14 protein-coding genes are annotated in these 12,468 nt (G+C 53.3%); 6 read left to right on the top strand and 8 right to left on the bottom strand.

Annotation, left to right across the window (positions count from 1 at the left end; all coding sequences use genetic code 11):
- Window positions 1-2: 2 nt before the first annotated feature.
- Genes ACRQV7_RS11730 through ACRQV7_RS11720 form a run of 3 tightly spaced genes read right to left on the bottom strand, consistent with a single transcriptional unit; the run spans window position 3 to window position 4,051 of the window.
- Window positions 3-1,694, bottom strand: a complete 1,692-nt coding sequence (locus ACRQV7_RS11730) for a [FeFe] hydrogenase, group A (RefSeq protein ID WP_444658285.1) — start codon at window positions 1,692-1,694, stop codon at window positions 3-5.
- Between the two features lie 4 nt (window positions 1,695-1,698).
- Window positions 1,699-3,573: an NADH-ubiquinone oxidoreductase-F iron-sulfur binding region domain-containing protein gene (locus tag ACRQV7_RS11725; protein ID WP_444658284.1), complete on the bottom strand. Its 1,875-nt coding sequence runs from the start codon at window positions 3,571-3,573 to the stop codon at window positions 1,699-1,701.
- Window positions 3,560-4,051: a complex I 24 kDa subunit family protein gene (locus tag ACRQV7_RS11720; protein ID WP_275715508.1), complete on the bottom strand. Its 492-nt coding sequence runs from the start codon at window positions 4,049-4,051 to the stop codon at window positions 3,560-3,562. The genes ACRQV7_RS11725 and ACRQV7_RS11720 overlap by 14 nt, the downstream gene beginning before the upstream one ends.
- Before the next feature lie 282 nt (window positions 4,052-4,333).
- Here ACRQV7_RS11720 and ACRQV7_RS11715 point away from each other — a divergent pair, with 282 nt between their 5' ends.
- The 5 genes from ACRQV7_RS11715 (at window position 4,334) to ACRQV7_RS11695 (ending at window position 5,741) form a co-directional block, all read left to right on the top strand.
- On the top strand, window positions 4,334-4,564 hold the full coding sequence (locus ACRQV7_RS11715) for a flavodoxin domain-containing protein (protein WP_444658283.1): 231 nt from the start codon (window positions 4,334-4,336) through the stop codon (window positions 4,562-4,564).
- Between the two features lie 2 nt (window positions 4,565-4,566).
- Window positions 4,567-4,881 (top strand): hypothetical protein, encoded by a 315-nt coding sequence (locus ACRQV7_RS11710; RefSeq protein WP_444658282.1) that lies wholly within the window; start codon window positions 4,567-4,569, stop codon window positions 4,879-4,881.
- Between the two features lie 44 nt (window positions 4,882-4,925).
- Window positions 4,926-5,165, top strand: a complete 240-nt coding sequence (locus ACRQV7_RS11705) for a heavy-metal-associated domain-containing protein (protein ID WP_275715512.1) — start codon at window positions 4,926-4,928, stop codon at window positions 5,163-5,165.
- A gap of 11 nt (window positions 5,166-5,176) precedes the next feature.
- A complete protein-coding gene (locus ACRQV7_RS11700; protein ID WP_444658281.1) occupies window positions 5,177-5,332 on the top strand; it encodes a hypothetical protein in 156 nt (51 codons plus the stop codon).
- 220 nt (window positions 5,333-5,552) lie between these two features.
- Window positions 5,553-5,741: a ferredoxin gene (locus ACRQV7_RS11695; RefSeq protein WP_038325376.1), complete on the top strand. Its 189-nt coding sequence runs from the start codon at window positions 5,553-5,555 to the stop codon at window positions 5,739-5,741.
- A gap of 66 nt (window positions 5,742-5,807) precedes the next feature.
- Here the strand turns inward: ACRQV7_RS11695 and hydF are convergent, their stop codons facing one another.
- The 4 genes from hydF to ACRQV7_RS11675 are packed head-to-tail and all read right to left on the bottom strand — an operon-like array spanning window position 5,808 to window position 9,793.
- Entirely contained in the window at window positions 5,808-7,001 is a 1,194-nt protein-coding gene (gene hydF, locus ACRQV7_RS11690; RefSeq protein ID WP_444658280.1) for a [FeFe] hydrogenase H-cluster maturation GTPase HydF, read from the bottom strand.
- Between the two features lie 29 nt (window positions 7,002-7,030).
- Window positions 7,031-8,449: a [FeFe] hydrogenase H-cluster radical SAM maturase HydG gene (gene hydG / locus ACRQV7_RS11685; RefSeq protein WP_444658279.1), complete on the bottom strand. Its 1,419-nt coding sequence runs from the start codon at window positions 8,447-8,449 to the stop codon at window positions 7,031-7,033.
- Window positions 8,450-8,461: 12 nt separating this feature from the next.
- On the bottom strand, window positions 8,462-9,514 hold the full coding sequence (gene hydE / locus ACRQV7_RS11680) for a [FeFe] hydrogenase H-cluster radical SAM maturase HydE (RefSeq protein ID WP_444658278.1): 1,053 nt from the start codon (window positions 9,512-9,514) through the stop codon (window positions 8,462-8,464).
- Window positions 9,515-9,532: 18 nt separating this feature from the next.
- Window positions 9,533-9,793 carry a TM1266 family iron-only hydrogenase system putative regulator gene (locus tag ACRQV7_RS11675; protein ID WP_275715524.1) on the bottom strand — a complete coding sequence of 87 codons (261 nt, stop codon included), beginning with the start codon at window positions 9,791-9,793 and terminating at the stop codon, window positions 9,533-9,535.
- A gap of 564 nt (window positions 9,794-10,357) precedes the next feature.
- Between ACRQV7_RS11675 and ACRQV7_RS11670 the strand changes: the two genes are divergently transcribed.
- Window positions 10,358-10,768: a MerR family transcriptional regulator gene (locus tag ACRQV7_RS11670; RefSeq protein WP_275715526.1), complete on the top strand. Its 411-nt coding sequence runs from the start codon at window positions 10,358-10,360 to the stop codon at window positions 10,766-10,768.
- Window positions 10,769-11,153: 385 nt separating this feature from the next.
- Here the strand turns inward: ACRQV7_RS11670 and ACRQV7_RS11665 are convergent, their stop codons facing one another.
- Window positions 11,154-12,371 carry an MFS transporter gene (locus ACRQV7_RS11665; RefSeq protein WP_444658277.1) on the bottom strand — a complete coding sequence of 406 codons (1,218 nt, stop codon included), beginning with the start codon at window positions 12,369-12,371 and terminating at the stop codon, window positions 11,154-11,156.
- Window positions 12,372-12,468: the final 97 nt, after the last annotated feature.

Below are 12,468 nucleotides of genomic sequence, written 5' to 3'. Positions count from 1 at the left end.
AATCACCGATTCCTCTCATTATATTCGACGTGGAGAAGCTCGTGTACCCTTCCCTTGAGTAAATCGGAATAAAGCGACATCACGACCGGATTTTCTTCCGAGCGCTTGATGCTGCACATTTTATCGGCCGCGTAAAGGCCGCTGCCGCGCTTCGTTTTGCCCTGCGCGTCGGTAATCGGCTGTCCGGCTCCGCAGACGCAGCCGCCCGGGCATGCCATGACCTCTACAAAATCATAGCTTGCCTCCCCGCTCTGCATGCGGCGGATCAGGTTCTCCGCGTTTTTCAGCCCGCTGACGATGGCGATTTTCAGTTCGCGGTCGCCGTAGGGGACAACGGTTTCCTTGGTGCCTTCCATCCCTCTTACGCCGTTGAACGCGATTGCGCGCAGCTCGGTGGTGGATTTATTTTCGGCAAGACGGCGGATAACCGCCTCGGTCACGCCGCCGGTCACACCGAAGATGACGCCGGCGCCGCTCCGGTTGCTGAACGGCATGTCGATGGCTTCCGACTCCAGTTCGGAAAAATAGATGCCGGATTCCTTAATCATCTGAATCAGTTCCTGCGTGGTGATGACGTAGTCCACATAGGGAACGCCGTCTTTTTTGAATTCCTCTCTTGCCGCCTCAAATTTTTTGGCCGTGCAGGGCATGACGGCCACGCTGACGACACGGCGGCTGGAATGGCTGTATTCTTCCTTTAAAACGGAAGCGAACATTTCCATGGGGGAACGGCAGGTGGAAATATTGGGCAGAAGCTCCGGGTGCTTTTTCTCGGCGTACTGTATCCACGCCGGGCAGCAGGAGGTAAACAGCGGAAGCTTTCCGCCGTTTTCCAGCCGCTCCAGCAGTTCGTTCGCCTCTTCCATCACGGTCAGGTCGGCGCCCGTCGCGGTGTCGAACACCTCGTCCGCGCCCATGCGTTTGAGGGCCGCGACGATTTTGCCCATCAGGTCCTCGCCGGCCTTCTGGCCCATTTTTCCGCCGATGCCGACGCGCACGGCGGGAGCGATCTGTACGACCACTTTGGTGTCCGGGTCGCTCAGGGCGTCCCAAACGCTGTCGGTATCCTTTTTCACCACAATGGCCCCGGTGGGGCAGACGGCGGCGCACTGGCCGCAGCCGACGCAGTTGGAGTCCGCGATCGGCACATGGAACGCGGTGCTGACCGTCATTTTCGCCCCTCTGGACATGAAGTCGATCGCGCCCACGTTCTGGACCTCGTTGCACATTCTCACGCAGTCGCCGCAGAGAATGCATTTATTGGTATCGCGGATGATGCACAGGGAAGAGGTGTCCAGCTTCGGCTCCTCCGCGGTGTTCTTGAAACGGATCTGCCGGATTCCGAAGCGTTCCGCCAGCTCCTGCAGCCTGCATTCCCCGTTTTTCTCACAGGTGGTGCAGTCGCGGCAGTGGTCGGCCAGCAGCAGCTCCAGAATCATTTTACGGTATCTTCTCAGCTTCGGCGTATTGGTGTAGATCTCCATCCCCGCGCGGGGCGGGGTGGAACAGGCGGCTTCCATACCGCCGCGCTTGTTTTCCACCATGCACATGCGGCAGGCTCCGTAGACGGAAAGCTCGGAATGGTAGCAAAAGGTCGGCAGCTCGATTCCCGCCTTGCGGATGAGGCTGAGCAGGTTCTTTTCACCCTCTATTTCCACCGGGATGTTGTCAATCAGCATAAATTCTCCGGTCATTAACTTAGTCCTCCTTTACCGCGTGGAAGGCGCAGGCTTCCACACACGCGCCGCATTTGATGCACTTCGCGCCGTCGATCACAAACGGCGATTTGATCTGGCCGGTAATCGCGCCCACGGGACAGTTCCGCGCGCACTTGGAACAGCCCCTGCACAAAGATGCGTCTATGTAAATCTTTTTCAGTTTCTGGCAGTTCCTGGTGGGGCAGCGCTTTTCAATAATATGGTTTTCGTATTCCTCACGGAAATATTTGATCGTGCTCAGCACCGGGGACGCGGCAGTCTTGCCCAGCCCGCAGAGCGCGGTTGCGGAAATGGTTTCCGCCAGCTCTTCCAAAAGATCGATGTCGCCCGGCTCTCCGTTTCCGGCCACGATGCGTTCCAGAATTTCCAGCATCCGCTTGGTGCCTTCGCGGCAGGGAACGCATTTTCCGCAGGATTCGTTCTGCGTAAAGCTCATGAAGAAACGCGCCACCTCGACCATGCAGGTGTGGTCGTCCATCACGACCAGTCCGCCGGAGCCGATCATCGCGCCGACTTTTTTCAGGTTGTCAAAATCCAGCGGCAGGTCGAGATGCTCTTTTGTCAGGCATCCGCCGGACGGGCCGCCGATCTGTACGGCCTTGAACTCCGCGCCGTCGCGCATTCCGCCGCCGATATCGTAAATGACCTCGCGCAGGGTGGTGCCCATGGCGACTTCGATCAGTCCGGTATTCATGATGTTGCCGGTCAGCGCGAATGCCTTGGTTCCCGGGCTGTTTTCCGGGCCGATGCCGCGGAACCATTGACCGCCGTTTGTGATAATCGCCGGTACGTTCGCAAAGGTTTCCACGTTGTTCAGTACGGTCGGGCTGTCAAACAGTCCGTGCTCCACCGTTCTGGGCGGCTTTACGCGCGGCATACCGCGCTTACCCTCAATGGAAGCGGTCAGCGCGCTGCCCTCGCCGCAGACGAAAGCGCCCGCGCCGCGGCTGATTTTGATATCGAAGCACAGGTCGGTGCCGAGAATATGGTCACCCAGAAGCCCGAGCTTCCTCGCCTGATCGATGGCAATGCCGAGACGGGTAACGGCGAGCGGGTACTCCGCGCGGACATAAATGTAGCCGTTCTGCGCGCCGCAGGTATACGCCGCAAGGATCATGCCCTCCAGCATTTTATGCGGGTCGCTTTCCATCACGCTTCTGTCCATAAACGCGCCGGGGTCGCCCTCGTCGCCGTTGCAGACGATATATTTGTTTTCGGCCTTCCGGCGTTTTACCTGGGACCATTTTCTCGCGGTGGGGAATCCGCCGCCGCCGCGTCCGCGCAGGTTGGAAATTTCCACTTCCTGCAGCACTTCTTCCGGGGTCATTTCGAACAGGGCCTTTTCCAGCGCCGAGTACCCGCCGTTCGCTATGTATTCGCCGATGGAGGTGGCGTCGATATGTCCGCAGTGCTCCAGCACGACGCGCTTCTGCCGTTTGTAAAACGGAATGGATTCCTGATGCCTGTGGAACTCGCCCCCCTTATGATAGGTGAGCCGTTCCACACAGGTGTCGCTGACCACGCTGGCTTCCAGAATTTCCTCACAGTCTTCGGGTTTTACTTTTACATATAAATAGCCCTTTGGTTCGATACGCACCAGCGGGCCCATTTCACAAAATCCGTGACAGCCGCTTTTCTTTACGCCCAGCGGTTCCCCCTCCGGCTCATGCTCTAAATCAACCGCACAGTTGATTCCTTTTTCCTCGATGAGCTTCATAAATGTATCGTATAATACGAGGGACCCGTTCGCAACACACGCGGTGCCGGCACAGATCAGAATTTTCACTTTCTGTTTTTCAAGGCGGGCCTGATACAGGCTGCGGATATTCTGCAAATCTTCTCTACATTTCAGCATCTGTTTTGCCCTCCCTGAGTGTTACAAGTAAATCGGTTACCTTCTGCGGGGTCATCATTCCCATGACCCGGTCGTTCACCGTCAGCGTGGGAGCAAGTCCGCAGGCGCCGAGGCAGGATACCGTTTCAACGGTAAAAAGCAGGTCTTCCGTTGTTTTCTTCGCGGAAGAGAGGCCCAGTTCCTTGCGCAGCTGATCCAGAATGGCGGCCGATTTTCTCACATGGCAGGCCGTGCCGTCACACACCTTGATGACATATTTTCCTTTGGGCTCCAAAGAGAAATTCTCGTAAAAGGTGGCAATGCTGAAAATTTGCGCCTGGCTGATCCCAAGCCGGTCTGAATAATAGGGGAAAATATCCTTTGGAAGATAGCGGTACACCTCCTGTGTATCCTGAAGGATCGCAATGATGTTGCCGGGGTTGTACTGGTGTTTTTCCAGTATTTCATCCAAAATCTTGTGGTCGCACTGAGTATCCATTGATTTTTCTCCTCGCAATTCGTTTCGGTTTACCTGTTAAAAAATCTCTAAGGTTACAAAAAAGATAACATATCGTTATTTTATTGTCAATGATTTTTGGGAATATCGATGAAAAAAATAAGCTTTAGCTATCTTTTTGTAAATTTATCCCATTGACTCTCTTTATTAAATGAAAAGGAGACTAAGGTTTTATGAAACATTTCCGCCTTGACAATTTACGGGCTGAAAGATATGATTGGTACCGATCAAGAAATCAAATTCAGACTGAAAGGACGGAAGAGGATGATGAAAACCACAGCCGTGATCTATCGATCGAACTCCGGATTCACCGAAAAATACGCGCGCTGGATAGCAGAGGAGGCGGATGCCGACCTGCTGGAAGCGGACGGGGCAAAGCTGGAAAATTTGCTGCGGTACGGTACCATCGTCTACGGCGGCGGGCTGTACGTCGGCGGAATCAACGGCGTAAAGCTCATTACCGCCATAGGAAGGAACTGGCGGATAAAAAGCTGATCGTGTTCGGCATGGGTGCGTCGCCCTGCCGTCCGAATACGGTTGAAGAGGTTCGCAGGACCAATTTCTCCAAAGAAGCGATGGAAAAGATTCATTTTTTCCTTCTTCGCGGCGGATTTGACCTGAATAAATGTAACCTGAAGGATAAAATGCTGATGAATCTGCTCAAAGTCAAACTGGAAAAAGCCCCCGAAACGGATGAAGACGCAAAAGGAATGCTCGCCTGTTACGACCATCCGGCGGATTTTACCAGCCGGGACGCAATAAGGCCGATTCTGGACTGCATAAAAAAATACGCAATCATAAAAAAACGATGATATTCATCCCCGCTTTGTCAATACTATGGGCGAGGTGATGATCGATGGCAAAAGCCAGCGCTTATTTTGATATAGAAAATATGACCGATCGAAGAGACGTTCAGACCATTCAGAAGGAGCTTGACACTCTGCACGGAGTCATCTCCGTCAGCACCAATACGCACACGGGAAGAGTTGCCGTGGACTACGACACCACAGGGGTGGAGCAGAGCCGGATTGAGGATACGCTCCGGCGGCTCGGCTATCAGATCCGGGCGGAAAAAAACGAAGACCATGTGATGTAGGAGGAAGAAAAATGGACGAGAAGAAAGTTCCGGAGAAAAACGGCCTGAACGGGGAAACCCGGGCGGAAGCCGTAAACCAAGCGGGCCGGTCCAAAAAGCCGGAGAACCAGAACCAGTCGCACAATACAAAAAAGGCATCGCTTGGGCCGAATACCAAACGATCATAAAATTTATGAGGCGGGGCGCCTTTTCCCTTATTTACTTTTTGGCGCTGTTTGTGTATAATGGGATGAACGAAAAATATCGAAGCAACGATCCGGTAAAAAATGTTGCATGCGGATAAAATTCCGCGATCAGGCGACAATACAAAGGAATATCGTAATATCCCTCCAATAGAAAATGACGAAAATATTTTGGTCATGTTTGACCGGAAAGAAGGATGTTATTATGAAAGCGACTCTTGACAGAAGCGGATGCATTTCCTGCGGACTCTGCCCCGAAACCTGTCCCGAGGTTTTCAGAATGGGGGACGACGGTGTGGCCGAGGTTTACAGGGAGGATGTGCCGCCCGAGGTTGAGGACAAGGCGATCCAGGCGCAGGAAGGCTGTCCGGTTTCGGTCATTACGGTGGAATAAGCAGAACAGACAAAAAGAGAAGGCCCGCTGAAATGGGCCTTCTCTTTTTGTGATAGGATGCGGCGGTCAGTTCAGGTCGATTTTGTCGAGGATTCCGGACAGATACGCGATCACCACGCCGTAGTTGGACATGGGAACGCCCTGCGCTCGGGCGCGTTCCACGCGGGACAGCACGTATTTCCGGTTGAACATGCAGGCGCCGCACTGAATCACCAGATCATACGGGGAAAGGTCCTCCGGAAAATCGGAACCGCTCACCACGTCGACCGTCAGGGCTTCCCCGGCCTTTTTGCGGAGCATGCGCGGGAGCTTTTCCCGCCCGATGTCCTCTGCCAGCGGCGCGTGCGTGCAGGCTTCCGCAACCAGCACCCGGGACCGCTCCGTCAGGCGGTCGATCGCACCCGCGCTTTCCACATAATACGGAAGGTCGCCCTTGTAATTGGCGAACAGGACCGAAAAAGAGGTCAGCCTGCTTTCCTTCGGCTTTTTCTCATAGACCGTCTTAAATACCTGCGAATCGGTGATAATCAGCTTGGGCGGTTCTTTCAAGCAGGCCAGCGCTTCGTCCAGCTTGTCGGTGGTCGCGCTGAGGACGACGCACTTTTTGTCGAGCAGCTCTCGCAGCGTCTGTACCTGCGGCAGAATCAGGCGGCCCTTCGGCGCCTGAATATCCTGCGGCATGACCAGTAAAATCAGGTCCCCGTTGTCCGCCAGCCCGCCGGTGATGCTTTTTGCCTCGTAATCCTCGGGCAGCCGGCGGATGAGCTCCTCGCGGATTTTTTCAATCCCCGTTTTTGCCTTTGCGCTGACCACAATGGGGCTTAGCTTGCCGGTTTTCCGGACCTTCGCTGCAATTTCAGCCGCGTCGGCAAGAATATCGGCCTTGTTGACGACGGCGATGACCGGGATTTTATGCTCGCGCAGGGTGTCTGTCCAGCGGATTTCCTCCGTAATGTCTTCGCCGCTGAAAACGACCAGGGCAATGTCGGTTTTATCAATGACTTTTTTCGTTTTCTCCACCCGCATTTGGCCCAGCTCGCCCACGTCGTCGAACCCGGCGGTGTCGATGAACACACAGGGGCCGATGCCGTAAATCTCCATGGACTTATACACGGGGTCCGCCGTTGTTCCGGCAACGTCCGAAACCAGCGCGGTCTCCTGCCGGGTGAGCGCGTTGATCAGGGAGGACTTTCCGCTGTTGCGCTTCCCGAAAATGCCGATGTGAAGCCGGTTGGCTCTTGGGGTATCCGTCAGACTCATTTTTCGCACCCTTTCTTATGGATTCCTCTTTAAAACCGGAAGTCCCGTTTGCCCGCTTTCATCTCCTGCAGATGCTCCATGGCAATCGAGCGGACTTTTTCATTCGGAATATTGAAAACTTCTCTGGCAATCAGCGCTTCGCCTTTTTGTCTGGTATCCTTGGAAGCGTAATCCTCCAGATATTCCTTGAGCGTCATCAGGGCGTTCGGATGACAGCAGTTCGCGATCTGCCCGGCCTTTACCAGGGTCATGAAGCGGTCGCCGGTCCGTCCCGCGCGGTAGCAGGCGGTGCAGAAGCTGGGGATAAAGCCGAGGTCCAGCAGCCAGCCGACGATTTCGTCCAGCGTACGCTTGTCGTTCACCTCGAACTGCGCAGAGTTGTCCTCCTCCTCTTCCGGCTCGACGTACCCGCCGACGCTGGTGGAGGAAGCGCCGCTGATCTGGGAAACGCCCAGCTCCAGCACGCGTTCCCTCGTTTTCTGGGATTCCCTGGTGGAGATGATCATGCCGGTATAGGGGACCGCAATGCGCAGCACGGCGACGATTTTGGCAAAAATATCGTCCGAGATGGCGTTTGTGAAGTTTTTGGGGTCAATGTCGTCGGCGGGGCGGATGCGCGGCACGCTGATGGTGTGCGGGCCGACGCCCATGGCGGCTTCCAGATGCTCCGCGTGCATGAGCAGCCCGACAAAATCGTAGCGGTACATATTTAATCCGAACAGCACGCCGATCCCCACGTCGTCAATACCGCCTTCCATCGCGCGGTCCATGGCCTCGGTGTGGTAGGCGTAGTCGTGCTTCGGGCCTGTGGGATGCAGTTCCTCATAGCTCTTTTTATTGTAGGTCTCCTGAAAAAGAATGTAGGTACCGATCCCGGCTTCCTTCAGCTTCCGGTAGTTTTCCACGGCCGTCGCCGCGATGTTGACGTTGACGCGGCGGATAGCCCCGTTTTTATGTTTGATTCCGTAGATGGTCTGAATGCTTTCCAGCACGTACTCGATCGGGTTGTTCACCGGGTCCTCGCCGGTTTCCAGCGCCAGACGCTTATGGCCCATGTCCTGCAGGGCGACGACCTCGCGGGCGATCTCTTCCTGCGTCAGCTTTTTCCGGCAGATTTTTTTATTCTTAAAATGATAGGGGCAGTATACGCAGCCGTTAATGCAGTAGTTGGAAAGGTAGAGCGGGGCAAACATCACGATCCGGTTGCCGTAGAATGCCTGCTTGATTTTTTTGGCCAGCCTGAACATTTTTTCATTTTCGTCCGGCAGGTCGCATTCCAGAAGGGCGGCCGCTTCCCGGTGGGTCAGGCCCTTACAGTCCTTCGCCCGCTCGAGCAGCCCGTCGATGAGCGCGCGGTTCTGTTTGTTTTTCCGGGCGTAGTCCAGAGTATCCAGAATTTCCTCGTCGTCGATAAATTCGGTCGCTGTTTTCGATTTGCAGTTATACATGATAAAAACTCCTTAATCGTTCAGATTGGCGGGGCGGAAATCTCCCCGGTCGACCACAATCCGGTATCCGATGCTCTCCATCCGGTTCTGCAGGCAGAACCGGCATTCGGCCGCTTCCTCGCCCGTACAGATTTTGTTGTCGTACAGCTCGTATTTTTTCCGCACTCTTACGGGGGAAAGATTGGGCATGACGACATTCGCCCCGGCTAAAATCCCTTTTTCCCGCCCGCTCGGATGAATGGTGCCCAGCGCGGTCGTCGCGGGAATCAGCGCGTTCGGCAGCATCAGCCGGAGGATGCCGATCAGGAACAGCGTCAGTTCCAGGCTTCCCGCGGGCTGATCGGCAAACGGTGTGCCGTGGTGGGGGATATATGGCCCGATTCCCACCATCTCCGGCTCGAGCTGCCGGATAAAAAGCAGATCCTCCGCAAGGTTTTCCACCGTCTGGTAGGGCGAGCCGACCATAAAGCCGGTGCCTACCTGATAGCCGGTTTTCTTCAGCGCCCGCAGGCATTCCATGCGGGTCTGCAGCGTCTGGCTTTCCGGGTGGAGCCTGCCGTAGTGGTGCGCGTTGGCGGTTTCGTGCCGCAGCAGATAGCGGTCCGCCCCCGCCTGAAAGTATTTCCGATAGGCTTCCTCGCTTTTTTCGCCGATGGAAAGAGTGACGGCGCAGTCGGGGTAGCTTTTTTTGATGGAGCTTACCAGACCAATGATGTCCCCGTCCGTATAAAACGGATCTTCTCCCCCCTGTAAAACGAAGGTACGGAAGCCGAGCCCATAGCCACTTTCACAGCAGGACAGAATTTCTTGTTCCGTCAGACGGTAGCGCTCCGCCCTGTGGTTGCCGCACCGGATCCCGCAGTAGTAGCAGTCGTTGCGGCAGTAGTTGGTAAACTCGATCAGCCCGCGGACGTAAATCCGGTTCCCGAAATATTTTTTGGACACGCTCCGGGCCCGCTGAAAAAGGTATTCGCTGTTTTCCGGTGTGCAGTGGCTTAAAAGGAGGCAGAAATCTTCTTTGCTGAGCGTTCTTTCCATGTAAAGCCTGTCGATCAGTGCCCTCATTCGTAATCTCCGTTCTTATTACTCTTCCGTTGGGGGAACTTTTGAGTAGACTGTCTTGATGTTGACGTGGGGGATCATTCCCAGTTTCCCGGAAAGGGCGCTGATGACGTCCCCCGGCGCGTCCATCACGATGCTGATGACCGAAATGTGCCGTTTATGGTAAGGAATGCCCATCCTTCCCACAATGTACTCCCCGTATTCATGGAGGATGGCGTTGATTTTTTCCACCGAGTCGGTGTTTTCCACGATAATTCCGACCAAGGCGATTCTGGATTCCACTGGATAGCCTCCTTTCCGTGCAAAAAAAATCCCTGCGCCGAAAAGGCACAGGGATAGCATATCAAAACAAAGGCACACAGACGTGCCTTTTGAATTTCCACTATTCTCTCGCCTTCTCATTCGGGACGAACCCTCCTGCATTCAGTACGATCACTTTTTGAAAAGTTTCCCCATGGTTTGCCGCAAGATGAAAAGCTCCGTCTCAGCCGGCGCACCGAAAACTTATTTGTTAATATTATATCATGGTTCTGAAAAAAAGCAAGAAGGATTTCACAAAGGAAACTGTCATATTTACTATAAACAGAAGAATTGTATTTCATTTCCTGTCTGTTTTATCAAACGAAAATGTATCCCGCTCTTTCACGGCGCCGGCCGGCAGGCGGCGGTTGGGTTCGTGACGTTTTTATGCAAACGGCGGACGAAAAGAGAGAATACCAAAAAGTTTATATTACAGAACGATTTTCATTTTTTCCGTTCCGTGTTATACTGTTTTAAGCCTAATGTTTACTCTAAGTCGAGCAAAACAAAGATTTACAATTTGTATAATTGATGGAGGAATTTCCAATGGGTTATACTATTAAACAGGCGGCGGAAAAAATGAATCTGACGGCGCACACGCTTCGTTATTATGAAAAAGAGGGCCTTCTGCCGTTTGTTGAACGGACGGAGAACGGAATCAGAGTCTTTACGGATTCCGATTTGGAACGGCTGTCCGTGATCTGCTGCCTGAAAGGTACGGGAATGCCGATCAAGAAAATCAAGGAATATATTGATCTTTCGCTCGAAGGGGACGCGACGCTGGAGGAAAGACGGCAGATTTTCATCCGGCAGCGGGAAAGCGTGCTGGAGCAGATTCAGGAGCTGCAAAGGCATCTGGCCAAAGTAAATTATAAGATTCAGTTTTACGATCAGGCTTGTTCTGTCCGTCTGTCGGGGTCAGATTGCATGAACAAACCGCTCAAGCAGTCCGTCTGACGATGATCCCAGGAGGAAACATGCTTATCGGAGGAACATTTTGTGAGTGCTTCATAAGATGAATCGTATTCCTACAGCATTTCCAGTTGATTCTGCAACAAGATTGCGTTTCTCCCCCGCCTCTGGCGGGGGAGAAACGTGTTTTATCTCGCAAACTGAAATGGAATTGCTGTAGTTTTGATGTATTGAGTAAATTCATGAAATTATTGATACATAAAGTATAATGTGATTATTTTAATTAATTAGTCTTGGAAATTGCTCCAATGATTGTAATAAATACATGACAATATACTATTGGTATTAATGTGGAAAAGCGCACGGCTGTTAATTCAGCCGTGCGCTTTTCGATTTGTCAGTCCAAAGGCCCTTGGAGCGAGGCGGAATTTTATTTTGGTGTATCTTCGGTTCCGCTTCTTCTTCCAAAATCAGCTCCACGCCGGTTACAGTAATAAACAATAGCACCGTCCAGCCCAACTGCGGTCAGACCGGCAAGGGAGTAAAAAGCGTTGCGCAATCCAAATGTGCTGGTCAAAGCGCCGGTTACAACCGGGAGCGCGGTCATACCGGCCGCATAGACCGACTGATAAAATCCCATCGCGGTCGATTTCGTTTTTGAGGGGATGTTTTTCATCGCCTCCGAGGTACAGAAGGAAAACAGTATCCCGGTGGAAAGTCCCGATAAAATCTGTGTGGGGTAAAACCACTCTATGTTCGGAAGATTTGGAATCAACAGGCAGTAAATCGTCAGACAGGCCAGAATCACAGGAATCCAGAAGGAAGGGCCGAGCTTCTGAGACGCTTTTGAAGCGGCAAAATAAGAACTGAGCACCGCAGCGACAATGTAAATGACGGAGCATAAGCCGATCTGTGTGCTGTCCGCACCGCGCGCCTGCGCCGCCTGTGCTGTAAAAGACATGGAGGTGGAAATCTGTACCCCCTGCTGAATCAGCGCAAGCAGGGAAAAAAGAATGAGCCGCCTGTCCGTGCATATCTTCAGCAAATCCCTTACGGGCGGCGCCTGTCTTTCATGAGATGGTTCGGTGACGAACAGCGACAGAAAAAGCGCCGGAAGCGCGGCGGCGGCGCTCAGCACGCACAGCAGATGCATTCCAAAATGCCGGTAAAGCAGGGTGCCCATGGAAAACCCGAGAAAAATCCCCATATTATTCGCGCCGACAATCAAGCCGGAAGCTTTTTGTAAACTACTTTCCTGAAAGTGGCTGAAAAACAGGATCATAAAAGAAATCCAGGTGGCCGAAGCGAAGCCGGAAAACAGGTTGCCGAGGAAAAAACCGTATTCGTTCGGCAGAAAGATCCGAAACAGGGAAGCGGTTCCCGCACTGAAAATTCCAAGCATGATAAAGAGCCTGTGCCTGCCGCGGCGGTCGGCCGCTACGCCCAGCGGCAGGCGCAGGATCAGCTGCGTGAATCCGTAAGCGCCTGTTACAACGCCGATCAGAGTGGGTGCCGAGCCGATTCCCGACAGGTAGACCGTTTGATAGGGAATATAAACATACTGGCAAAACCAAAAAAGAGACACGATCACGGACAAGAGAAGAATCTGCGGCGTGTCCTTCGTTTTCTTTTCTGCTGCGGTTATCATAATGGGAAATCCCCTTTGATCTGATGATTTGGCGGTTAGATTGACAGAAAGACGGAATGCTTTATTCAGTCTCGCCGTTTGACGGCATTTTGGGTGC

Source organism: Caproiciproducens lactatisolvens (assembly GCF_052443335.1).
GTDB lineage: Bacteria > Bacillota > Clostridia > Oscillospirales > Acutalibacteraceae > Caproiciproducens.
The sequence above is the reverse complement of the archived record's forward strand: the minus strand, read 5'-3'. Positions and strand labels throughout refer to the sequence as shown.